The sequence below is a fragment of the Ornithinimicrobium jinqii genome, from assembly GCF_045032595.1.
GTDB lineage: Bacteria > Actinomycetota > Actinomycetes > Actinomycetales > Dermatophilaceae > Ornithinicoccus.
Map to the genome: position 1 here is coordinate 1 of NZ_JBJFZS010000039.1, position 20806 is coordinate 20806.

Here is a 20806-nt window from a genome sequence, read left to right on the forward strand (position 1 = left end):
GGCGCCGGGCTTGATCCCGGCGTCGCGGTCGGCCTGGGTCATCCAGTTCGTCAGACACGACTCCGAGATCCCGAAGTCCTTGGCAACCTGCTTGATCGTCACCCCCTCGCCACGCTGACGAGCGACGTGGACGACATCGTCACGGAACTCCTGGGGATAGGGCTTGGGCATGGTGCACATCCTTCCCTGCGGCGCTTCACAGCACCACAGACTCGGTGTCACCTACCCGTGCAGCAGTCCCGAACCCCTCAGAGACGTTGTGGTCGATGGCACTGCATCAGTCCTCCGCGACGATGACGAGGAGGACGTACTTGCACGTGATCGGTGGACGGAGCGTCGCCGATGGGGTCAGCACCGTCGGGAGCAACACCGTCACCTCGGCCACCGCAGCATTCGGTGCACCCGATATCGGCGAGCCGATCGCAGGACCTGGGATTCCCGAGGGAAGCACGATCGTCACCGTTACGGACGTGACCGCCGTGCTGATCAGTGAGACGGCCACAGCCACATCCACCGCGGTCACGCTGATCATCGGCTCCGACCCTGCATCGCGCCGTATCCGCCTGCGGTGGGAGGCGCCGCCCACCTCACCGAAGCCGGAACTCGCAGACGACTGGTATCTGCGCTGCTACGACACGACCGGGCACCAGGTCAAGCACTTCGCGCAGGCCGTGGGCATGCTGCGCCGGGCGGACCCGGCGTTCGATCGTGATCGCGCGGTGTTCGCCTACGTCACTCTCGATCCGGCCGAGGACGGAAGCACGAGGGTCGCCCTGCGCTGCGCCTGCCACGGCAGGTGGCTGCAGCTCGACGAACGATTCCAGCAGATGGTGCCGCGGGCGGAGCTGCTCAACGAGAACGGAGTTGCCCTCGTCGTGGGTGAGCCCGTCCTGACCAGCTGGGTCGAGGTGCTGCCGTTCGCGCAGGCCGACAAGGGCCCGGACACCGCCCTCACTGCCGTCCAGCCAGCAGTGGACTACAGGTCGCGCCTGGTCAACCCCACGAGCGAGGTGATGGAGAAGGGGTTCACGTTCACCCATGCCAAGGAGACCACGGGCACCTGGTCCAACGAGCTCGGACTATCGCTGACCGTCGGCGCATCGGTCGAGGTCGGCGTGGAGGCTGGCCTGGGAGTCGGGGTCTCGGGCACGTTCAAGGCCAGCGCCCACTGGGAGACCACGGCCCAAGCGCGTCGCACCTGGGGTCAGAGCGATGCCGAGACCCAGACGGTCCAAGACGCAACGACGGTTCGGCTGCCGCCGCACACCGCCCTCAACATCCACATCCAGGCGGCACGCAACCGGGTGGATGTGCCCTTCCAGTACGTGGTGCATCGCCAACTCCTGGACGGGACGATGACCGTCTCACCGCCAGACCGGGGTGTCTACCGCAAGGTCGAGACCCTGGGAACCACCGTCGAGGTCCTCGACGTGGAACAGGTCAGGCCGGTGGCCCAGAACGAAGACCGGTCCTGAGCGCCGGACGACAGGCATAGGCCCGCAAGGGCTAGTCGGCGGCCCGAGACCTTCGTCCTTCTCGTCCACGAGTTCTACGTCGGTGTCGCCGACGACGCGCCGCTGCGCAACCTCAACCGGGCCCCACCCTGACGGCACTGGATGCCCTCCGGGACGGCTGGACCATGTCGGGCCGATGCGCGACGAGGACCACTACAGCGACGACGTCGACCTTTCGAGGTCACGCCGGTAGACGACCCGGACAAGGCCTGACCCGACCTGGACGAGGTCACGCTCGCCCCGCGAGTTGCCAGAAGGCGTCCGGCCGTTAGGGGCCGGCCCCACCGACTCAACGCCCGGACGCGCCACCGCAGACGCTAGCCTTCGTTCCTCCGCGAGGCGCAGGAGGTGATCGGTCTCGATACCGGCCTGGTCTGCGGTCTGGGCGACCACCAGCCACGGGCCACGGGCCAGTGCGAAGGCGATCGCGAAGAAGGCCACCAGCGACCCGTCGACGCCCCGATGACTGCGGGCTGTGGGCGCGGCGGCGGGAGACGTCACAGCCATCCCCGGTCCCGCGCCTGTCGGGCCGCCGCGACTCGGTTGGACGCTCCGAGCTTGTGCATCGCCTCGGACAGGTAGTTGCGCACCGTGCCCTCCGACAGGTGCAGCTGTCCGGCGATCTCGCTGTTGGCCAGCCCGTCGCCGGCCAGGCGCAGGACCTGGCGCTCCCGGTCGGTCAGCGGGTCCGGCTCGCCCCACGCGTCAGCGGCGAGCTGGGGATCGATGGCGCGGCCTCCGGTGTGCACGTCGCGGACGGCCTGGGCCAGGGCGCTGACGGGCGCGTCCTTGAGCAGGTAGCCGACGGCACCGGCGTCCAACGCCCGCCGCAGGTACCCGCTGCGGGCGAACGTGGTCAGGATGACCACCCGGGTCGGCAGGCCCCGGCGCAGGACCTCGGCCGCCACCTCCAACCCCGTCATCCTGGGCATCTCGATGTCCGTCAGCAGGACGTCGGGGCGCAGCGCCTCGACCAGGCGCACGGCCTCCTCCCCGTCGCAGGCGGTGCCCGCCACGGTGATGTCGACCTCCAGCCCCAGGAGGGTGCTCAGGGCACCCAGGACCATGCGCTGGTCCTCGGCCAGGACCACCGTGATCGTCATCACCCACCCCCCTCCTGTGCCTGAGACCCGTCGACTGCCGTTCCCGCCAGGGGCACGGTGACCTCGACGAGGGTCCCGTGAGGGTCGCCGGGGCCTTTCGGGCCGCCCACCTCGACATGGCCACCGAGTGCGGCGATCCGCTCGCGCATGCCGGTGAGCCCGGAACCCGCCAGGCCCGAGGAGCCGCGGCCGTCGTCGCTGACCTCGAGCCGAACAACAGCCCCGACCGTGGTAATGCTGACGGTGGCGCGCTGGGCGTCGGCGTGACGCACCACGTTGGTCACAGCCTCTCGTAGCGCCATCGCCAGGGCGGACTCCTGCTCGGGGCGTAGATCGGTGGGGTCTGCGTGCACCTCGACGTCGACGCCTGCTGCCTCCAGCGCCACCCGCGCGCCGTCGATCTCGGCGCCGAGGCCCCTGGCTCGGTATCCGGCGACCGCGGCGCGCACCTCGCCCAGTGCTTCCCGGCCGATCTGCTGGATGTCGTCGATCTCGGCGGCTGCCCGGTCCGGGTCTGGGCGCACCAGTCGTGCGGCCAGCTCGGACTTCAGCACGATGACCGACAGGGTGTGCCCGAGCAGGTCGTGCAGGTCCCGTGCGATCCGTTCCCGCTCGGCGATCGTCGCGAGCCGCTCGATCTCCTCATCGGCACGCAGGAGGCGTCGGCTGGCCCGGTCCCGCTCAGCGTCGAAGATGCTCGTCGCACCGACGACGGCGGTGAAGAACAGTGCGGGAGTGGGCCCCGCCAGCCGCCACGGCATGGGCACCGGCGAGATCAGCACCATCACCGCGACGACCCCGACGAGAGCGGCGACCACCGCCACGGCCCGGCGGGTGGGGTGCAGGCGACCGGCGATGGCCGCCGCGTAGATCGCGAACACGCTGGCTCCGCTGTTGACCAGCGAACCCGCAAGGGACAGGGCGGCGATGGACGCGATGAGGACGAGGGTCTGCCGGTCGTCGCGAGCCCGGAACGTCGCGGCGTAGATCGGCAGGAACAGGGCGATCAGCATCGCCACGGCGAGCCAGTCCAAGCCATCGCTGGAGGAGTCGAACACGGGCTGGAAGAACAGGGCGCCGAGGTAGACCAGCCAGACGTAGCGCATGAAGCGGGTGTGGAGCGGCGGGCTCTGGCTCATCAGGTGCGCCTCATCCGTAGGTCCGGCCCTCGTCGCGCCGGAAGCCCCACGCGGCCACGGCCAGGAAGAACGCCGTGAACGCTAGCAGCACCACGGCGTGCAGCGCCCAGGATCCGCTCTCGGCGGCACCGACGGTGCCCAGGGCGAGCTGGGCGAAGTGGTAGGGCGGGAGCGCCGGGGCGATCCCCTGCACGAAAGCGGGCAGTTGGTGGATCGGGATCCACAGCCCTGACGCGAACGCCATCGGCAGGTAGATCAGGTTCAGCATGGCCGGCGCGGAGTTCGGGCCGACGAGGTAGCCGAAGGCCAGGCCCATGGCCGAGAACGGCAGCGCCCCGAGCAGCAGGACCAGCCCGAGGCTGATCCACCCGGTGGCGGACAGGCGCACGCCACCCAGGGTGGCGCCCAGGACGAACAGCGCCCCGATGATCAGTGCGGAGACGGTCGTGCTCATCGCGACCTTGGCCACGAAGTAGGCCTGCGGGGGCATGGGCGAGACGCGCTTGAGTCGCATCCAGCCCTGCCCGCGTTCGAGGGCGACCGAGACGCCGAAGCCGAACAGGGCCGCGCCGATGACCCCGAACGTGCCGTAGGTCGCCAGCAGGTAGGTGGTCACGCCGGCCCCACCGTCTTGGCCGCCGGCGAAAGCCACGCCGAAGAGCACGTAGAAGATCACCGGCAGGGCGATCGTGCTGACGGCGAAGATGGGTATTCGGATCAGCTTGAGGAACTCGTGTCGGGCCTCTGTGAGGTAGATCCTCCCCGGATGCGATCGTGGCGTCCCTGCGTCGGTCGTCGTCCGTGTCTGCGTGCGGGTGGTCATCGTGCTGCCTCCATGTCGCTGGTCAGGGTGAGGAAGGCTTCCTCCAGGCTTGGTTCGGTCACGGTCACTCCAGCGGCCAAGGGATCCAGGTCGAGCAGCGCGCGGAGTGCGGGCTCAGCTGATCCGACGAGCAGATCCAGCCACGGGCCCTCGCGTGATGCGCGGGTCACGCCGGGCCACCGGCTCGCCTCGGCCGGGCTCACCGAGGTCTGTGCCCGGACCCGTCGCCCCGGCACCCGGGCCTTGATCTCGGTGGGCGTGCCTTCGGCGATCACCACACCGCGGTCGATCACCACGATCCGGTCAGCCAGGGCGTCGGCCTCCTCGAGGTAGTGCGTGGTGAGCACGACGCCACGACCCGAGCGGGCCAGCTCGCGCAACGTGGCCCACAGTCCCCGCCGAGACTCCGCGTCCAGGCCGGTGGTCGGCTCGTCGAAGACCAGCAGATCGGGGTCGCCCGCGAGCGCGATGCCGAACAGGACGCGCCGCTGCTGGCCGCCGGAGAGCTCGCCGAACATGCGGTCCTCCAACCCGCCAAGACCCGCCGCGGTGATGACCTGCGCCATGGGCAGGGGGGCGGGGTAGTAGCCGCGGAACTGGGTGAGCAGCTCGCGCACACGCAGCGTCTCCGGTACACCCGAGGCCTGCAGCATCGCCCCGAGACGCCGCCGCGCCCGCAGGTCGCGGGGATCACGCCCGAACAGTCGCGCCGTACCGGACGAAGGTGCCGTCAGGCCCGTGAGCATCCCGATCGCCGTGGACTTCCCGGCGCCGTTGGGCCCCAGGAGGGCAAGGACCTCGCCCGGACGCACCACCAGATCCAGCCCGCAGACCGCCTGGACCACTGCCAAGCCCTTGCCGAACTGCTTGGACGCACCCAGCAGCTCGGCCAGGACGGTGGCGTCGTGGCTTGTCGGCAGGCCCTGTTGTCTTCGCTGCGTTGTCGTCATACCCCAAGGCTCCGCCCCTGGGTGCTACGCCAGTAGTGCCCAGAATCACCACCTCGGCATGACAGATGTCATGCGCTGGTCGGTTCGTGGCCCCCTGCACCATGCTGAGCTCGCACGCCAGAGCGTTCCTACCCGCGAAGCGCCGGTGCCGGTCGGGTGACGTCGACAACTCAGGTTGGCGAGCTGCGTGGGATCCTCGCGGACACCCTCCGGCGGATCGGTCTGGAACTGGTCGGCCTGGACGCCTTCGCAGGCTTGGAGGACGTGATCAGTCCGGGGTCACCTCCGCCGACAACGCGCGGCTCAAGGCGCGGCATGCGGCCGCAGCCACCGGGCTGCCGGCCCTCGCCGGCGACTCCGGTCTGGCCGTGGCCGTCCTGGGCGGGTCGCCCGAGGTGTTCTCCGCACGCTGGGCCCGGCCGCTGGCGCAGCCCACCGGCATCCCGCCCGACGAGGCCAACAACGCCCTCCTGCTGGCCCAGCTCGCGGACGTGCCCGACGAGCACAGCGGCGCCGGCTTCGTGTGCGCCGCCGGGCTGGTCATTCCCCGGGGACGACCGGGGCGGGGACCAGGAGGTCGTCCGGCTGGGGGAGTGTCGCGGTGGCCTGGCCCGCGCGCCCCGCGGCACCAACGGCTTCGGCGACGACCCCTTGCTGGTCCGGCCGGCTGCACGCTGGCCGAGACACGATGCAGGAGAAGCACGCCTCCCTTCACCGCGGGCGGGCCTTCCGGACCCTCGCTCAAGACGTCGAGACGCTTCTGGCGTTGTCCGGCCCCCGTGGAAAGCACCTGCCGGGCCGGGCATGGCAGGGTGGAGAGTTATGCGCGTACTGCTCCTGGGCGAGCGGGCCGTCGTCCCCGGGGACGGCGACCCGGTCACCTCGCTACGGGCCGTCTCGCTGATCGCCTACCTGGCGGCGCACGCCGGGGTCCCGCAGGCGAGGGCAGCGGTGGCCGCCGCCCTGTGGCCGGACACCGCCACGGCCCAGGGCCTCACCAACCTGCGTCGCGAGCTGCACCACCTGCGTCGGCACCTGGCCGAGAACGCCTGCCTGGAGGTGAGCTCGACCCACCTCACCTGGCACGATGACCCTGCTTGTCCGGTGGACCTGATCGAGCTGCGGCGGGCGGGCCGCGCGCTGCGGGCCGCGGCGGACGGTCGCACCGTGGCGTCGGAGGAGTCGGTCGCGGGGGACGGCCTTGAGCTGCTGACGCTCTACAGGGGGGAGCTGCTGCCCGGGGTGGACGAGGCGTGGGCGGCCGGCCTGCGGGAGCAGGTCGAGCGGGAGTTCGTCGACGCTTGCGACGCGCTGGTCGCGGTGGGCGCCGTGTCGTCACCGTCGTCACCCCTCCAGATGCCGGCGCTGGACGCGGCCCGGCGGCGCGTCCGGTTGCGTCCGCTCGAGGAGCGCGGCCACGTCGCCCTGGTCGACCTGCTGCGACGCCGGGGCGACCTGCCCGGGGCGCTGGAGGCGTACCACTGGTGCGTCCGGGTGCTGCGGGATGAGCTGGGGGTCGACCCGGCACCCGCCACGAGGGGACTGCTGGAGGAGTTGCTCGCCCACGACGCGGGCCGGGGCGGGAGGAGGTCTGCCGGTGTCAGACCGGACCGGTTGGCGCCGCGGGCCCGGAGCCCCCGCAGCGCCCGCGCGGTCGGGCGGCAGGAGGCGGACCCACTCGTGGGGCGGCGCCGGGAGCTGGCTGTGCTGAGGTCGGAGCTCGACGCCGCCGGGGCCGGCGGGCTCCGGGTCGCCGTCGTCCATGGTGAGGCCGGGTCCGGGAAGAGCCGCCTGGTCGAGGAGCTGATCGGGCACGCGCACGACCGCGGCCTGCGGACCGCGGTCGGGCGGGGCCACGCGATGGCCGGCGCCGTCGCCCTCGCTCCGGTCCTCGACTGGCTGGGGGGCGACGGGCTCGGGGTGGGGGAGGATGCTGACGCGAGGGAGCACGCCCGCGCCTGGAGCCGGCTGGTGTTCGTCCGCGACCTCGCGCGCCAGGTCGCGACGACCCCTCCCGGGATGCTGGTCCTGGAGGACCTTCAGTGGGTCGACCAGGACACCCTGGACCTGGTCTCGGCGCTCGCCCGGTGGGAGCGGGACGCGCCGCTCCTCCTGGTGGTCACCGCGCGCTCGGGCGTCCTCGAGGAGCGCACCGACCTGAGTCGGTGGGCGACGGGCCTGCGCGAGCAGGTCCCCGTCCGGACCGTCCGGACCGGCCCCCTCCCGCTGGACGAAGGAGCTGTCCTGCTGCGTCGCCACGGTGACCCGGGATGGGACGACGGGCGCTGCTTGGACCTCCACGCGGCCACCGGGGGCTTCCCCCTCCACCTGGTCGAGGCGGCCCGGCTCGTTGCCCGGCACGAGCGCGTCGGGGCCCGCCCGGCGATGCACCTGCCGGCCGGGGGCCTGAGAGGGGTGCTGGCCTCGCGGCTCACGTCGCTCAGCGATGCGGCCCAGCAGCTCGCCGGTGTCGCGGCAGCGGTCGGCCGGTCGGCGCCGCTGGCGCTGCTGCATCTGGCCGGGGGCCTCGAGGACACGGCCACGGTGCAGGCCCTTGACGAGCTGTGCCGGGCGGCCGTCCTCGCCGAGCGCGACGGTGGTTACGACTTCGTCCACGACCTGGTGCGGGACACTGCATACGGGCTGCAGCCACCCGCCCTGCGGGCCCTGGTGCACCTGCGCGTGGGTGAGGCGCTGGAGGAGCTCCACGCCACCCACCTGGAAGACGTGTCAGCGATGCTGGGCGAGCACTTCTCTCGGGCCGGGCTGCCCGAGCGGGCGGTCGGGCACCTGCGCGCTGCCGCACGCGGCGCCCAGAAGGTGTTCGCGACCGAGCGCTGCATCGAGCTCCTCCGTGCGGCCGTCGGCCAGCTCCGGACGTTGCCTCCCGGTCCGGCGCGCGACGCCGAGGAGCTGGAGTGCCTGCACGACCTCGCGGCGGTGCTCAACGCCCGGCACGGCTGGACCGCCCCCGCCCTTCGCGTCACACTGGAACGCGCGCACGAGCTCGCGGCGGGACTGCACGACGACACGGCGCTGGCCGACGTGCTCACCAGCCTGTGGGGCACGGACTACGTCGGAGGCGCCAACGCGTCCGCCCTGGCCGTGGCCCTCGCCGCCCAGACTGCGGCCGCCCGGACGGCGGACGCCGCCAGGGCAGCCGTGGGACGGTTCGCGGTGGGGGCGACCCTGCTCCAGATGGGGCGTCCACGGGAGGGCCTCTCCGAGCTGCAGGGCGCGATGGCGGTGGACATGTCCGCCATACGCCTAGCCATCGGGTCTCGTCCCGAGGTGCACGCACGGGCCTGGGCGGCGCACGCGCACGCACTGCTGGGCAGTCCCGGGGCCGCACAGGAGTTCAGCGACCAGGCGCTAGAGCGCGCCGGATCCCACCCCTACGACCGGGCGCTCGCGCTCGCCTACGCGGCTGTCACCGCCCACCTGCTCGACGACCGGGAGGCACTGGAGCCTCTCGTCGACGAGCTGCGGCACCAGTGCGCACGCTACGACCTGGGCTACTACGGGAGCTGGGGCCAGGCCCTGAGCGGCTGGCTGACGGGTGGTCCGGACGGGGCCGGCATGGTGCGACGGGCGATCGGCGACCTCCGGGCCACGGGGGCCGGGGCCCGGTCGAGCTACTTCCTGTGCCTGCTGGCCTCGACCCTGGACGACCCTCCGCAGGCGCGGGCGGTCCTCGACGCGGCAGCCGCCACCGCCCGGGCGCAGCAGGACCTGTGGTGGCTGCCGGAGATCGAGCGCCGGCGGGCGCTGCTGCGGCCGGAGGGGATGCGGCAGGCCGGCCTCGAGGCCGCGCTCGCCCAGGCGCTCGAGCAGGAGAGTCCGTTGCTGGTGGAGAGCTGCCGTCGCTCCCTCGCCGCGCTGCCAGGCGACTGACCCGGGGGCGGGCGAACGCTCGGCGAACGGTGAGGTCGCTAGCGTCGACGGTGGCTGGACCGACCACCCCGGTCGGTCGCCGGACCTGCAGGAGGACGCATGACCGCGACCCAGACCACCGCTCCCGTCGACACCCTCGGTGCGCACCTGCGAGGCACCGTGGTCCTGCCGGGCGACGCCGGGTATGACGAGGCCCGCGCGGTCCACAACGGCATGATCGACCGGCACCCCGCCGCGATCGCCAGGTGCGCGGATGAGGTCGACGTGGCCCGAGCGGTGCTCTTCGCCCGTGAGCACGCGCTGAGGATCGCGGTGCGGGGAGGGGGGCACAACGCGGGCGGGCTGGGCGTCTGGGACAACGCGCTGGTCGTGGACCTGTCCGGTATGCGGGGAGTCCACCTGGACCGGTCCGACTGGACGGTCCGGGTGCAGGGAGGAGCCACCTGGGGCGACGTGGACCACATCACGGTGGCGCAGGGGCGGGCCGTCCCTTCGGGCCTGGTCAGCACCACGGGGGTCGGTGGGCTCACGTTGGGCGGCGGCATCGGCTACCTGGCCCGTCTCCACGGACTCACCGTCGACAACCTCGTGGAGGCCCAGCTGGTCCTGGCCGACGGGTCGTCGGTCACCGCCTCCGAGGAGGAGCACCCGGACCTCTTCTGGGCGCTGCGCGGCGGCGGTGGCAACTTCGGCGTCGTCACCTCCTTCCGGTTCCGTTCCCACCCGGTGGGGGAGGGTGGCGTCGTCCTCGGCGGGCCGGTGCTCTACGACGTGGCGGACGCAGGGGACGTCATCCGGTGGTACCGCGAGGTGCTCCCCGCACTGCCCGAGGAGATCAGCGGATGGCTGGGCCTGCTGCGTGTCCCCTCGGGCCCGCCCTTCCCCGAGAGCCTCTGGGACCGGCCGGTCTGCGGCATCGTCTGGTGCTGGACCGGACCCCACGACCGGGGGCAGGAGGTCCTGGGGGAGCTGGCGGCCTACGGCAGCCCGCTCCTGGTCGGCATGCACGACATGCCGTTCAGTCAGCTGCAGAGCGCCTTCGACGGGCTGTACCCCCCGGGCTACCAGTGGTACTGGAAGGCCGACTTTTACGACCAGATCACCGACGAGGCGGTCCACGCCCACCAGCGGCACGGGAGCCGACCTCCCACCTCCCTGTCCACCATGCATCTCTACCCTGTCGACGGCGCCGTGACCCGGGTCCCCGAGGACGCCACCGCCTTCCCGCACCGCTCCGGCGGCTGGGCCGGGGTGGTCGTCGGCATCGATCCCGACCCGGGCAACCGCGAGCTGATCACCGGGTGGAGCCGCGCCTACTGGGAGGCCCTGCGCCCGTCCGCGGCCGGCGGCGCCTACGTCAACTTCCTCATGGAGGAGGGCGCGGACCGGGTGCGGGCCGCCTACCGCGGCAACTACGACCGGCTCGCCCGCGTCAAGGCGCGCTACGACCCGGACAACACCTTCCGGGTCAACCAGAACATCCCCCCGCACAGGGGGGAAACCTCCCCGTGACGGGAGGACGCTTCTGTCGCAGGGGCAGGAGCAGGAACGGCTCGGCACCGGGCCGAGAACACGAAGGAAGAACAGCATGCGCACTCCACAGCACAAGCATCGTCGGCGCACTGCCGGCGTAGCTGCACTGACCCTTGGTGCCTCCACCGGCCTGGCGATCCTCGCGACCTCCGGCACGGCGGCCGACGGTGCGGGCCCTCAGGCGTCTGCCCCGGCACCGCAGATCTCGGTCTTGGCCGGGCACGCCGACTTCCCCGACGACATCGACGTCAAGGTCAAGAGGTCCCTCGACGGAGGTCCCACGCAGGTGCTCAACCTCATGGACCCCGGTCACATCGTGGTGGCCCGTGTGGATCTGTCCCCCGGGGCGGCCTTCCCGTGGCACACCCACCCGGGGCCGGTCGTGATATCGATCGCGCAGGGACAGCTCACCTACCAGCAGAGCACCGACTGCATCGAGCGGCTCTACGACACGCACCAGGCCTTGGTCGACCCGGGCAACATCGTGCACACGGCGTGGAACGCGGGGAGCACGGACACCGTGCTCTACGCCACCTTCTACGACGTGCCCGCCCTTGGCGCCCCGACCGTCCCGGCCGACCGCCAGGACGGGTGGTGCGGCTGAGGACGCACCTGTCGGCGGGCGAGAACTCGAGGGGCCGGGCGGTCGCAGGGGACCGTCCGGCCCGTCGCGCGTCAGCCCTTGCCCGACCCCCTCTCCCGCCTCCGTCCGGAGCACCCCGCGCACGGCACACCCATGTCCTGCCCCCTCCCCAGAACCCTCGAGGACTGCCCACGACGCACCGGTGGCGCGGCGTGATCGCCGAGTACACCCGGCCGACTGCCCGCGACGTTCACCGGGAGGGTGGTGACCCTGCGGTCGTCCGGGTGGCTGCCCCAGGAGTCGAGGCGTCATGATCCGGAGGGGAGCCGGTGAAGGCGGCGGTTGTGGCTGCCATCTCCTCCGGGCCGACACGGACATGCCTCACCAGTTCGAGACGGCATGTCCGCGGCAAGCGAGGGCTCACGCAGCTCGACATCCCCCAGGCCCTGACAGGCATCAAGGAAGGCAAGCTGGAGCAGGAGGAGTCCATGCGCTCGCTCATGATTCACCGAGAGCGGTCGCATGTCATGCGCCCCAGAACGGCTCAACGTGCAGCGCCGAAACCATGACGCATCATCCGCTCCTGCCGCGCATGGTGAGGACCGTTGGACAAGAGGCCCCTCCTGAGCGAGCCGCCGTGACGTGGGAGGTGACGCCCGTGCGACCGGCGCAGCAGCATGAAATGGCCCCGCGGGAACGGGGTCATGCACGGCGCGGGCGCTTGTCGCGTGCTGCGTGCTGCGAAGGGGGTTGTCGGCATGGACGATCCGGTGCCGTATGCGGTCACGCCTTTTCCTGTCGGGCGTCGGGTGGTTCTGGATGTCCTGCGGGCTGCCACCGCGCGGTTTCCGGTCCACGCCCTGGTGGAGTACGACGTGGGCGAGGTCACGCGGCGGATGGCGCAGGTCCCCGAGCATGTCTCGTGAACCGGTTTCGTGGTTGCGACGCTGGGCCGGGCGGTCGCGCTGCACCCTGAGCTCAATGCCAGGCGTTCCGGTCGCCACATCGTGCGGTTCGGCCGTGTCGATGTTGCCGCCACCGTGGAGCGTGTGGGGGCACTGAACGCGGCGCCGGCCCCGGTGACAGGCCGCTCGGCGGACCTGATGCCCCGGACCGGATCACTGCGGTGTTGTCCGAGGCGAAGCGCAGCAGGGGCGCACAGGAGCCGGACCGGCGGAGCACTGCTGCGGTCGCGGCGGCGGTGGGTGGGCTGTGCCGCCGGCACCGTTGACCGCGGTGGTCACCGCCGCGAGCGCCGTGGATCGGCCGGTAGTTCGAGACGGGCAGGTGGTGATCCGTCCCCAGCTTCCGTTGACTCTCAGCTTCGACCACGCCGTCGTCGACGGCGCACCGGCGGCCCGGTTCGCCGAGACGTTGCGGAGCCTGGTCGAGAGCGCCGCCGTCCTGGCCGCAGACCCGAAGGGAGAGCGCCATGGTGACCAGCCTGCTGCGCTACCGCAGTGATCTCCGGGCGGCGCACGACAGGCTTGCCGTCCTGCCCACCCGCACCGTGATCCTGCCGGCCGGGCCCGTGGAGTATCTCGACGAGGGTGAGGGGCCTGTGGTCCTGCTGGTCCACGGAATTTCGGCGGGCACGACGCGGCCCTGCGGCTGGCCGAGCCGAGCGTCCTCGCGGGCCGCCGACGGCTGGCGCCGTCCCGCTTCGGGTACCTCGGCACGGTGATGCCCGCGCAGGCCACGGTGGCGCTGCAGGCGGACACCCATGCGGCGCTGCTCGACGCCCAGGGGATCGACCGTGCCGCCGTCCTGGCCGGCTCAGCGGGCACGACCTCCGCGCTGGCGCTGGCAGTGCGCCACCCGGACCGGGTCGCCGGGCTCGCCTGCTCTCCTCCAACGCGCCCGGCCAGCAGCACGACACCGACGCCCTCCCAAGCTGGCCGGCGCGGCGCCTGTGGGCCTCGGATCCGCTGATGTGGACGGCGCGCACCTACGCTGCCCGCTCCATCAGCTCACTGATGGGCGTCCCACCGGACCTGCCCCTCAGCGGCGACGACCACGCCCGGCTCGGGGAGGAGCTCGACTCGATCTTCCCGGCCGCCCGCCGCGCACGCGGGTGCCTCTTCGACGCCTTCATCGGCAACAAGGCGATCAACGCCATCCCGGTGGAGGACGTCCGCGCGCCGACCCTGGTCATCCACTTCCGCGACGACACCGGAGCGCCGTTCGCCGGCGCCCAGACGCTCGCGCACCGGATCCCCAACGCCCAGACGCTGTTCCTCGACCACGGCGGCCACCTCGGGCTCGGTGCGTACCCCGAGGTACCAGCCACCCTCCGCGCCTTCCTGGACAAGGTGCCCCCGGTCCGCTAACACCGTCCACAGAACGCCACCCGCGTAACCGCTGCACTCTGCCCGAGCGACCAACTGAAAAAACCTTCGTCACAGCTCTCCTCCTGGAGTTGCCCGCTGCTTCGGAAGCGTGGCACCGATCTCTGGGAACTGTCCGGGGCTACCCCTACGAGCTCACCGTATTGCCGCGCTTCGTGAGGCGTAGCGACATGCATGGTGTGCCGCGGAAGCAACTCGATCGCGCTCGCAGCCTTCCTGCACGTCCTTCACGACACGGCGACCTTTGCCCTCGTGCTGCTCTTCCCCACCACTCCGTTCACGATCGTGACGGCAGCCATGCTGCGGGCCCTCGTCGCGCTTCCGGAGAAGCGGTACCACGTCGACAGAGAGTGCCAGCCTCGACCTGACTTTGTGCACGACCGAGGAGTAACGTCGGTCTGGTGGCCGACTGGGCGGAGATAGAAGACCGGGCCCCCGACATCGCGGCTGCCGGCCGCCTGCTGTTCTTCTATCCTGGTTTCGGGTTCGGCTACTTCGCGACTGTCCGGCGCGACGGCGGGCCGCGCGTCCATCCTGTCAATCCGCTCATCTTCGGGCCTACCCTGGGTCTGTTCGTCGTCCCGTCGCCGAAGCTCGCCGACCTGCGGCGCGACGGTCGCTTTGCGCTCCACTCGGTCGGGGCCGAGACCGTGAACGACGAGTTCTACGTCACCGGCACCGCACGTGAGGTACCCGACGGCGATCGCCGCGGAGCCGCTGTGTCCGCCTACCACGGCCCGGTGGCGGTCGATCACGTGCTCTTCGAGCTCGACATCGAGCGTGTGCTGTGGGCGCGATATGCGGACCCACCGGCGTGGCCGCCACACTATCGACACTGGACCGCCCGGTTGTCCGCCGGCGCCGAGTGAGCGGTCTCCGGGCGCGAGGCAACCGGACCGACACCTGAAGCGTGCGACCAGGAACCGCGCCCCCGTCAGCAGTCGGCAAACCGATCCCCTCCACCGTCCGGCTGAGGCAGGAGGGCGAGCTGCGCGTCGGCGACCTCGGCTGGCTCCCGTTCACCGCAGAGGAGTACTACTCGACGCAACCACCGGCCTTCGTGTGGAAGGCGACGATCCGCATGGCGCCGGGCATCACGGTCATCGGCACGGACAGCTACCTCGGCGGTCGCGGCGCGCTGGACATGCGGGTGCTCGGCCTGGTCCCGGTCGCCCAGGACTCCGGGCACGACATGGACCAGGGCGACCTGCTGCGGTTCCTGAACGAGACCATGTGGTTCCCCTCCGCCGCCCTGATCCCCCAGATCACCTGGGATCGACGGACGACCCACCAACATGCCGCCGACCGACACGACCGTGAGCACGGGACGGTGGTGCCGTGGTAGACGCCGATCCACGACTACGGACAGTTCGACGGCGTGAGAGTGCCGACCGCAGGCGAGGCCCTTTACGCACACGAGGACGGTGACATCCCCTACATCCGGGCACGAGTCACCGACGTCGACCACAAGGCCTCGCACCAGTACTGACCCGCAGTAACTCCTGACCCGAGGTTGACGGACGAGCACGGAGGGGAAGTGGCACTTCGGCAACCTTCAGGATGGGCTCGTCCAGATGAGCGCGACCGCGGTTGCTGCCGTTGCCTGATCCATGCCCAGGGCACCAGTCACTGGGGTCGGTGACGGCGGCTCGTGTTCTATTCGGAATCGCGGTGCCCAGGATTCGCAGCCTGGCACCTGAGCGGTCCACGGCGGCTCGACCACGACGGTCCGCTGCATGGGACCCAGCGCGGATCCTCGATCCGAGGCCCGTCTCCGGGCCGTGGTCGCAGAGTCGATCCGTCGCTCTTGGCCGGCGCTCCGCGTGTCGCTAGCCTGGCTACATGGAGGCTCGCAGAAGCGCCGCCATCTACCTCACGGTCAGTTTCGGGTGGACGTGGGCGCTGTGGATCGGGGGCTGGTGGCTCGGTGACGTCCGTCAGGCGCAGGTCACCCCGCAGATGACGCTTGTCGATGTGGCGGCCATGGCCGGTGCTGTCGGTTTCCTTCCCCAGCTCCTCTTCACGCTCGGCGTGTTCGGGCCGCTGCTCGGTTATCTGGCGGCCGGCCGGTACCGGCCCGTGTGGGGGCGACCGACTCCCGGGACCGTTCTCCTAGCGTTCTCGGTACCCGTCGTCACGGTGGTGCCTGCCTTCGCGATCACCGTGGCGTCGGGGGTCCCGATGGCGGGTGTCTCTGCCGGCGCCGCGGCCGGAGCCGTCGGTGTGTACTTCGTCTCCAACCTCCTGACGAGCGGGACCGAGGAGTTCGGCTGGCGTGGGTACCTGCATCCCGCGTTGCGTGAGCGCGAATCCACCTTCTGGGCCGCCGTCTGGAAGGGCGGTCTCGTCTGGGCCGTGTGGCACTACCCGCTGATGGTCATGCTGTACTGGCAGCTCGGGTTCGTCATGGTCCCCACCATCGCTGGGTTCACCGCCAGCATCGTGGCGATGGCTTGGATCACAGCGCTGGTCTATGAGCGCAGCAACTCCATCGCGCTCGCCGCGCTTCTGCACGCCCTGAACAACACGGCCGGGTTCGCCCTCCTGCTGCTGTTCCCCGAGACACCGTTCACCGTGGTGACCGCCGGGATGGCCTGGGTCGTCGTAGCAGTCCTCGAGCGACGCTATCGAGTCGACCGTCAACCGTCCCTCCGGGGCGGGTCGCCGTCCAACGCATAGGCGTACCCCACCACCTACCCCAACGCCCTGACCGACACATAGCGGGTGAGGTGCGCACTCTCAGCCCAGCCTCGGTAACGCACCGACATGAAACGGGGGGCACAGGGCAGGCCCTAACCCGGGCCGCGATTTGCGACGATGAGCTGAGTACCGACTTGGATCGCGCCCTTCGCTTTCCAGCCAGGACTGACGACGATGCACCGCTCATCGTCGATCGCCTTGCGCCACGGAGGTCGACCCATCGCGCGAACGCCTGAGGCGGGTCAGGCAGAGCCCACAGCAGGTGTCGGCTCAGGACGATGTCGTCACTGGGGCTCGAGTGCAGGGCTGGCCGCGTCTCCGACCACGAACTGAGCCTCGGGAACCTTGACGCGGGCACGGCGAATCATCTCCGGCGAGAAGTCGAACCCACCGACGCCGTAACCCGCGTCGGTGAGCAACCGAGTGAGCGTGCCGGTGCCACAACCCAGCTCGGCGACCCGAGCCGGCGCCGAAGGAAGCACATCGAGCAGGAGCCTCACGCCACGCCGCTCGCACACCAGGGTCGCCCAGTCTGTGGTCCGGCTCGTCATCGAAGTTCGCGGCCTCGTCGTTCCACAGGTCCCGAGTCACCTGCGCCGCTAGGCTCGTCCGATCTTTGCGGCGCTGAGCATGTTGCGGCCGACGACGTGCCCGCGAACCCATCGTGCTTCAGACTTTTCCGTGCGTCGCCTACTACTCTGGGTTCCTGCTCGAGCTGAGCCAGCTCGACCTGGAGGAGATCGCGACCGCGCTGTCCGACCAGAGTGACTACGACCACCAGTGGCTGATCGACCCACAGTCGGGGCAGGTCAGGTTCTGGACCTCCGACACGGGCATCGACGGTCAGAACCCCGTTGACCGGGGGACATGGAGCTGAGGCCGATCGGCGCGCTTCCTGCCCACGCCTGGTACCAAGACATGGCCGACTTCGCACAGCGGTTGAGCGATGACGCCGCGGGACGACGACTATCGAGAACCATCCAAGGCAAGGGCGCCTTCCGGCGGTTCCAGAACGAACTGTACGAGGAGTACACCGGGCTCCTGCCGATCTGGCACGCCTTCCGGGAGACCCGCGCCAACAGGCGAGCCGTTTGAGTGGTTGGCCGATCAGGGACTCATCCGCGAAGACGCGGCCATCAGTGTCAGCATGACCACCCTGACCCGGATCTGCCCTGACCGCGGTGGCCCCTCCGTGTCGTCAGCGCCGTTTTCAGTTGCTGCGCCCCGCGAGTCGCCTTACCTTGCTCGACCAGATGCGAAGGCCTCCGATTGTGCACGGTTCGCCGTCCAGTGTTGTGCAACCTTCACTGCGACTCGACAGCAGCGAGTTCCCGCGACACTCCTTGTCGTTACGCGGGCCCGCGGTGTTCAGGCTTGGCGCATGCGGTCAGGATCCTCGGGCGTCCGATCTATCGGGAGAAACGGGTGACCTGATGTAGATGTCAAGCCCGCGGCATCCATCCGCTCGAACGCGTCGAGCAGGAACGCGAACGTCGTTGCGGTGGCCGAGCGCCGGTAACGTCGCGAACGCCCTTTCCCGAGGGCCGACAAGCGCCGGGCACGGGGTACGCTGGTGGTGCCATTGCGGCTGGACACGTGCGACGCGTCGATCTCTTGGAGATCCGCTGGACCAGCTTGCACCCCGGGACGTCCCAGCCGAAGGCCGCTCGGACGTCCATCGCCCCGCCGCCGGTGCGGGCTCGGCCCCGTGCCGGGGGAATGACCGATCGCTCCGAGGAGGAGTCCGTGGCTCGAGGAGCCCAGCGTCACAACGGCGCACGCACGCGCACCCAGCGGCGACCCCGCCACGACAACGACGGCATCATCCCCGTGCTCGCCAAGGTCGTCCGCGAGGTCGAGTCCGCGGTCCAGCGTGGCCGCACGCAGCCGTCGATCCGGACCAAGTTTCAGGTGGTGGCGCTCCTCATGCGCGAGGAGCGCGACCGCGTCAGGGCGGACGAGACGAAGCCCCGGGCCCGGCGCGCCGAGGAGCTGAAGCGCCTCGACGGCATCGCCACCATCCTCGCGACCACGGCCGCCCGCGACACCTCCCTGCTGAGGCTGCTCGCCGACGACGCCGTCATCTCCGACCGCGCTCGTTCGCTGCGCCGCGAGCTCCTCGAGGCGGCCGGCATCGAGGTGCCGGACGAGCCCGACGAACCGCCCGAGCCGGCGCAGCCCACGCCGGCGATGCCGCGCCGGGTGGTGCCCCGCTCGGTGGTGTCTCGCCAGCTCGCCAACCCCTTCCTGGAACCCGACTACTCCGCCGTCGGCAAGCTCACCGCCAAACCCCGCCGCCTCGTCGGCTGGGAGCTCATCGAGCCGCTGCTGAAGTCCTTCGAGGACGGCGGAGCGTTGTCGTGCATGGACCTGCCGGAGCCGGGCACCACCTGGGTGGGCGGTGGGCTGGAACTCATGCCGCACCAGGCGAGGTTGGTCGCGGCCGCGGCGGCGGGGCACCGGACGTTCCTGCTCGCCGACGAGCCCGGCCTGGGCAAGACGGCACAGGCGCTGCTCGCCGCGGAGGCGGCGGACGCCTACCCGTTGCTCGTCGTCGTGCCGAACGTCGTGAAGATGAACTGGGCGCGCGAGGCCACGCTGTGGACGCCCAACCACCCCCCGACGGTGGTCCACGGCGACGGCGACACGATCGACGGCTTCGCGGACATCATCATCGTCAACTACGAGGTGCTCGAACGGCACGTGGGCTGGCTCGGGGAACTGGGTCTGCGCGGGATGGTGGTCGACGAGGCGCACTACATCAAGAACCCGAAGTCGCAGCGGTCCCAGAACGTCCTGCAGCTCTCCGAGCGCATCCGCACGCGGATCGCCAACCCGCTGCTCATGGCCCTCACCGGCACACCGCTGATCAACGACATCGAGGACTTCACGGCGATCTGGCACTTCCTCGGCTGGGTCGACGAGACCAAGCCGGTCGGTGAGCTGATGGGGGCGCTGGAGGAGATCGGTCTGACACCGGCCGACCGCGGCTTCTCCGCCGCCGCTCGCGCGGCCGTCATCGACCGCGGCATCGTCCGACGACGCAAGGTTGACGTGGCCGCCGACCTGCCCGCCCGCCGCGTGGCCGACGTCCCCGTCGAGATCGACGACGAGGCCGGGCGGTCCATCCGGGCCGCCGAGCAGAGCCTCGCCCGTCGCCTCGTTGCGCGCTATGAGCGGGCGCTGCAGGCGCGGAACGCGGGCGGCGTCGTGGTCGAGGGCATCGACCACGTCCTTGTGCGCCAGGTGGCCGCGTGGGAGCGGGCAAGCAAGACGACGAACAAGTCGGACGAGAACGTGTTCACCATGATGCGGCGCATCGGCCAGGCGAAGGCCGGCCTCGCGGCCGACTACGCCGCGCAGCTCGCCCGCAGCGCCGGCAAGGTCGTCTTCTTCGCCAAGCACATCGATGTCATGGACACCGCCGAGGCGACCTTCGCCAAACGGGGCATCCGGTACGCCTCAATCCGCGGCGACCAGACGGCATCGGCCCGGCAGAAGCACATCGACGCGTTCACCAACGACCCGGACGTCGCCGTCGTCGTGTGCTCATTGACGGCCGCCGGCGTCGGCATCAACCTGCAGGTTGCCTCCAACCTGGTGCTCGCGGAGCTGTCGTGGACCGATGCCGAGCAGACCCAGGCCATCGACCGCATCCACCGCATCGGGCAGGAGGAGCCGGTCACGGCGTGGCGGATCATCGCCGCGCAGACCCTCGACACGAGGATCGCCGAGCTCATCGACAGCAAGGCGGGACTGGCCGCTCGGGCGCTCGACGGGGCTGACCAGGAGATCTCCGGCTCCTCCGACGTGCAGCTCGAGGCGCTCGTCACGCTTCTCGAGGAAGCGTTGGAAGAGCGGATCAGCAGGCAAGCGTCCTGACGCCGAACGATGGAACCCGCGAGGAGTGCGGAGGAGGGCTGTGGTGTGTTCATGAACCATCGTGCCGCCCTCGTCCCACCTGACGCAGGCATCCCCAGGGCAGCACGGAGATCGACTCGACGGCGCCGTTCACTCTCACGCCGCGAGGCGCCAGCCCTGTGCGCGTGTCGTGCCAGCCCTCTACCTTGGAGACATGAGCACCGTCACGTCGGGACTGTCCGCCAAACGGTGTTTCTGGTCTGACACGCCGGCACAGCTGGCGGGGAAGGTCATGAGATGACCGAGAAGATCTCGAGCATGAGCTCGATGCCGAAGGAAGTGAAGAAGTTGGTCTCGC

The 20806-nt window shown here is 70.7% G+C and carries 21 protein-coding genes and 2 pseudogenes; 16 read left to right on the forward strand and 7 right to left on the reverse strand.

Features of this window, described 5'->3' with window-relative positions:
- Positions 1–180 (reverse strand): transposase (locus tag ACI3ET_RS15505; RefSeq protein ID WP_405033980.1); only part of this gene is annotated, 180 nt, incomplete at its 3' end.
- Positions 181–266: 86 nt separating this feature from the next.
- On the opposite strand from ACI3ET_RS15505, the gene ACI3ET_RS15510 reads away from it, so the two are divergent.
- Entirely contained in the window at positions 267–1475 is a 1209-nt protein-coding gene (locus tag ACI3ET_RS15510) for a hypothetical protein (protein WP_405033981.1), read from the forward strand.
- 192 nt (positions 1476–1667) lie between these two features.
- Here ACI3ET_RS15510 and ACI3ET_RS15515 read toward each other — a convergent pair whose 3' ends face one another.
- The 5 genes from ACI3ET_RS15515 to ACI3ET_RS15535 are packed head-to-tail and all read right to left on the reverse strand — an operon-like array spanning position 1668 to position 5529.
- The gene (locus ACI3ET_RS15515; RefSeq protein ID WP_405033982.1) at positions 1668–2021 is read right to left on the reverse strand and encodes a hypothetical protein; all 354 of its coding nucleotides are present in this window, start codon (positions 2019–2021) and stop codon (positions 1668–1670) included.
- Positions 2012–2617, reverse strand: coding sequence for a response regulator transcription factor (locus ACI3ET_RS15520; protein ID WP_405033983.1), 606 nt, complete (start codon positions 2615–2617; stop codon positions 2012–2014). Before ACI3ET_RS15520 ends, ACI3ET_RS15515 begins: the two co-directional genes overlap by 10 nt.
- The gene (locus ACI3ET_RS15525) at positions 2617–3756 is read right to left on the reverse strand and encodes a sensor histidine kinase (protein WP_405033984.1); all 1140 of its coding nucleotides are present in this window, start codon (positions 3754–3756) and stop codon (positions 2617–2619) included. The genes ACI3ET_RS15520 and ACI3ET_RS15525 overlap by 1 nt, the downstream gene beginning before the upstream one ends.
- Positions 3757–3766: 10 nt before the next feature.
- Positions 3767–4579, reverse strand: coding sequence for an ABC transporter permease (locus tag ACI3ET_RS15530; RefSeq protein ID WP_405033985.1), 813 nt, complete (start codon positions 4577–4579; stop codon positions 3767–3769).
- Positions 4576–5529 (reverse strand): ABC transporter ATP-binding protein, encoded by a 954-nt coding sequence (locus ACI3ET_RS15535; protein ID WP_405033986.1) that lies wholly within the window; start codon positions 5527–5529, stop codon positions 4576–4578. Before ACI3ET_RS15535 ends, ACI3ET_RS15530 begins: the two co-directional genes overlap by 4 nt.
- Positions 5530–5630: 101 nt before the next feature.
- On the opposite strand from ACI3ET_RS15535, the pseudogene ACI3ET_RS15540 reads away from it, so the two are divergent.
- From ACI3ET_RS15540 to ACI3ET_RS15595, 12 genes and pseudogenes are all read left to right on the forward strand, one after another.
- Positions 5631–6023 (forward strand): annotated as a pseudogene (locus ACI3ET_RS15540) (non-canonical purine NTP pyrophosphatase); the annotation flags it as partial.
- Between the two features lie 328 nt (positions 6024–6351).
- Positions 6352–9423, forward strand: coding sequence for an ATP-binding protein (locus ACI3ET_RS15545; RefSeq protein WP_405033988.1), 3072 nt, complete (start codon positions 6352–6354; stop codon positions 9421–9423).
- Positions 9424–9522: 99 nt separating this feature from the next.
- Positions 9523–10935, forward strand: a complete 1413-nt coding sequence (locus ACI3ET_RS15550; protein WP_405033989.1) for an FAD-binding oxidoreductase — start codon at positions 9523–9525, stop codon at positions 10933–10935.
- 76 nt (positions 10936–11011) lie between these two features.
- Positions 11012–11560: a cupin domain-containing protein gene (locus ACI3ET_RS15555; RefSeq protein WP_405033990.1), complete on the forward strand. Its 549-nt coding sequence runs from the start codon at positions 11012–11014 to the stop codon at positions 11558–11560.
- A 737-nt stretch (positions 11561–12297) separates the two neighbouring features.
- Complete coding sequence (locus ACI3ET_RS15560) at positions 12298–12465, forward strand: hypothetical protein (RefSeq protein ID WP_405033991.1); 168 nt, start codon at positions 12298–12300, stop codon at positions 12463–12465.
- A gap of 286 nt (positions 12466–12751) precedes the next feature.
- Entirely contained in the window at positions 12752–13003 is a 252-nt protein-coding gene (locus tag ACI3ET_RS15565; protein ID WP_405033992.1) for a 2-oxo acid dehydrogenase subunit E2, read from the forward strand.
- The gene (locus ACI3ET_RS15570; RefSeq protein ID WP_405033993.1) at positions 12972–13223 is read left to right on the forward strand and encodes a hypothetical protein; all 252 of its coding nucleotides are present in this window, start codon (positions 12972–12974) and stop codon (positions 13221–13223) included. Before ACI3ET_RS15565 ends, ACI3ET_RS15570 begins: the two co-directional genes overlap by 32 nt.
- A complete protein-coding gene (locus tag ACI3ET_RS15575; RefSeq protein WP_405034001.1) occupies positions 13223–13471 on the forward strand; it encodes an alpha/beta fold hydrolase in 249 nt (82 codons plus the stop codon). The genes ACI3ET_RS15570 and ACI3ET_RS15575 overlap by 1 nt, the downstream gene beginning before the upstream one ends.
- On the forward strand, positions 13471–13869 hold the full coding sequence (locus ACI3ET_RS15580; RefSeq protein WP_405033994.1) for an alpha/beta fold hydrolase: 399 nt from the start codon (positions 13471–13473) through the stop codon (positions 13867–13869). Before ACI3ET_RS15575 ends, ACI3ET_RS15580 begins: the two co-directional genes overlap by 1 nt.
- Before the next feature lie 419 nt (positions 13870–14288).
- Complete coding sequence (locus tag ACI3ET_RS15585) at positions 14289–14756, forward strand: pyridoxamine 5'-phosphate oxidase family protein (RefSeq protein ID WP_405033995.1); 468 nt, start codon at positions 14289–14291, stop codon at positions 14754–14756.
- Between the two features lie 41 nt (positions 14757–14797).
- Positions 14798–15376 (forward strand): annotated as a pseudogene (locus tag ACI3ET_RS15590) (DUF6544 family protein).
- Between the two features lie 353 nt (positions 15377–15729).
- A complete protein-coding gene (locus ACI3ET_RS15595; RefSeq protein ID WP_405033996.1) occupies positions 15730–16566 on the forward strand; it encodes a CPBP family glutamic-type intramembrane protease in 837 nt (278 codons plus the stop codon).
- Positions 16567–16871: 305 nt separating this feature from the next.
- On the opposite strand, the gene ACI3ET_RS15600 is transcribed toward ACI3ET_RS15595, so the two are convergent.
- Entirely contained in the window at positions 16872–17138 is a 267-nt protein-coding gene (locus tag ACI3ET_RS15600; protein ID WP_405033997.1) for a class I SAM-dependent methyltransferase, read from the reverse strand.
- 113 nt (positions 17139–17251) lie between these two features.
- Between ACI3ET_RS15600 and ACI3ET_RS15605 the strand changes: the two genes are divergently transcribed.
- From ACI3ET_RS15605 to ACI3ET_RS15615, 3 genes are all read left to right on the forward strand, one after another.
- The gene (locus tag ACI3ET_RS15605) at positions 17252–17464 is read left to right on the forward strand and encodes a hypothetical protein (RefSeq protein ID WP_405033998.1); all 213 of its coding nucleotides are present in this window, start codon (positions 17252–17254) and stop codon (positions 17462–17464) included.
- Positions 17455–17682, forward strand: coding sequence for a hypothetical protein (locus ACI3ET_RS15610; RefSeq protein WP_405033999.1), 228 nt, complete (start codon positions 17455–17457; stop codon positions 17680–17682). The genes ACI3ET_RS15605 and ACI3ET_RS15610 overlap by 10 nt, the downstream gene beginning before the upstream one ends.
- A gap of 651 nt (positions 17683–18333) precedes the next feature.
- Complete coding sequence (locus ACI3ET_RS15615; protein WP_405034000.1) at positions 18334–20469, forward strand: DEAD/DEAH box helicase; 2136 nt, start codon at positions 18334–18336, stop codon at positions 20467–20469.
- Positions 20470–20806 lie beyond the last annotated feature (337 nt).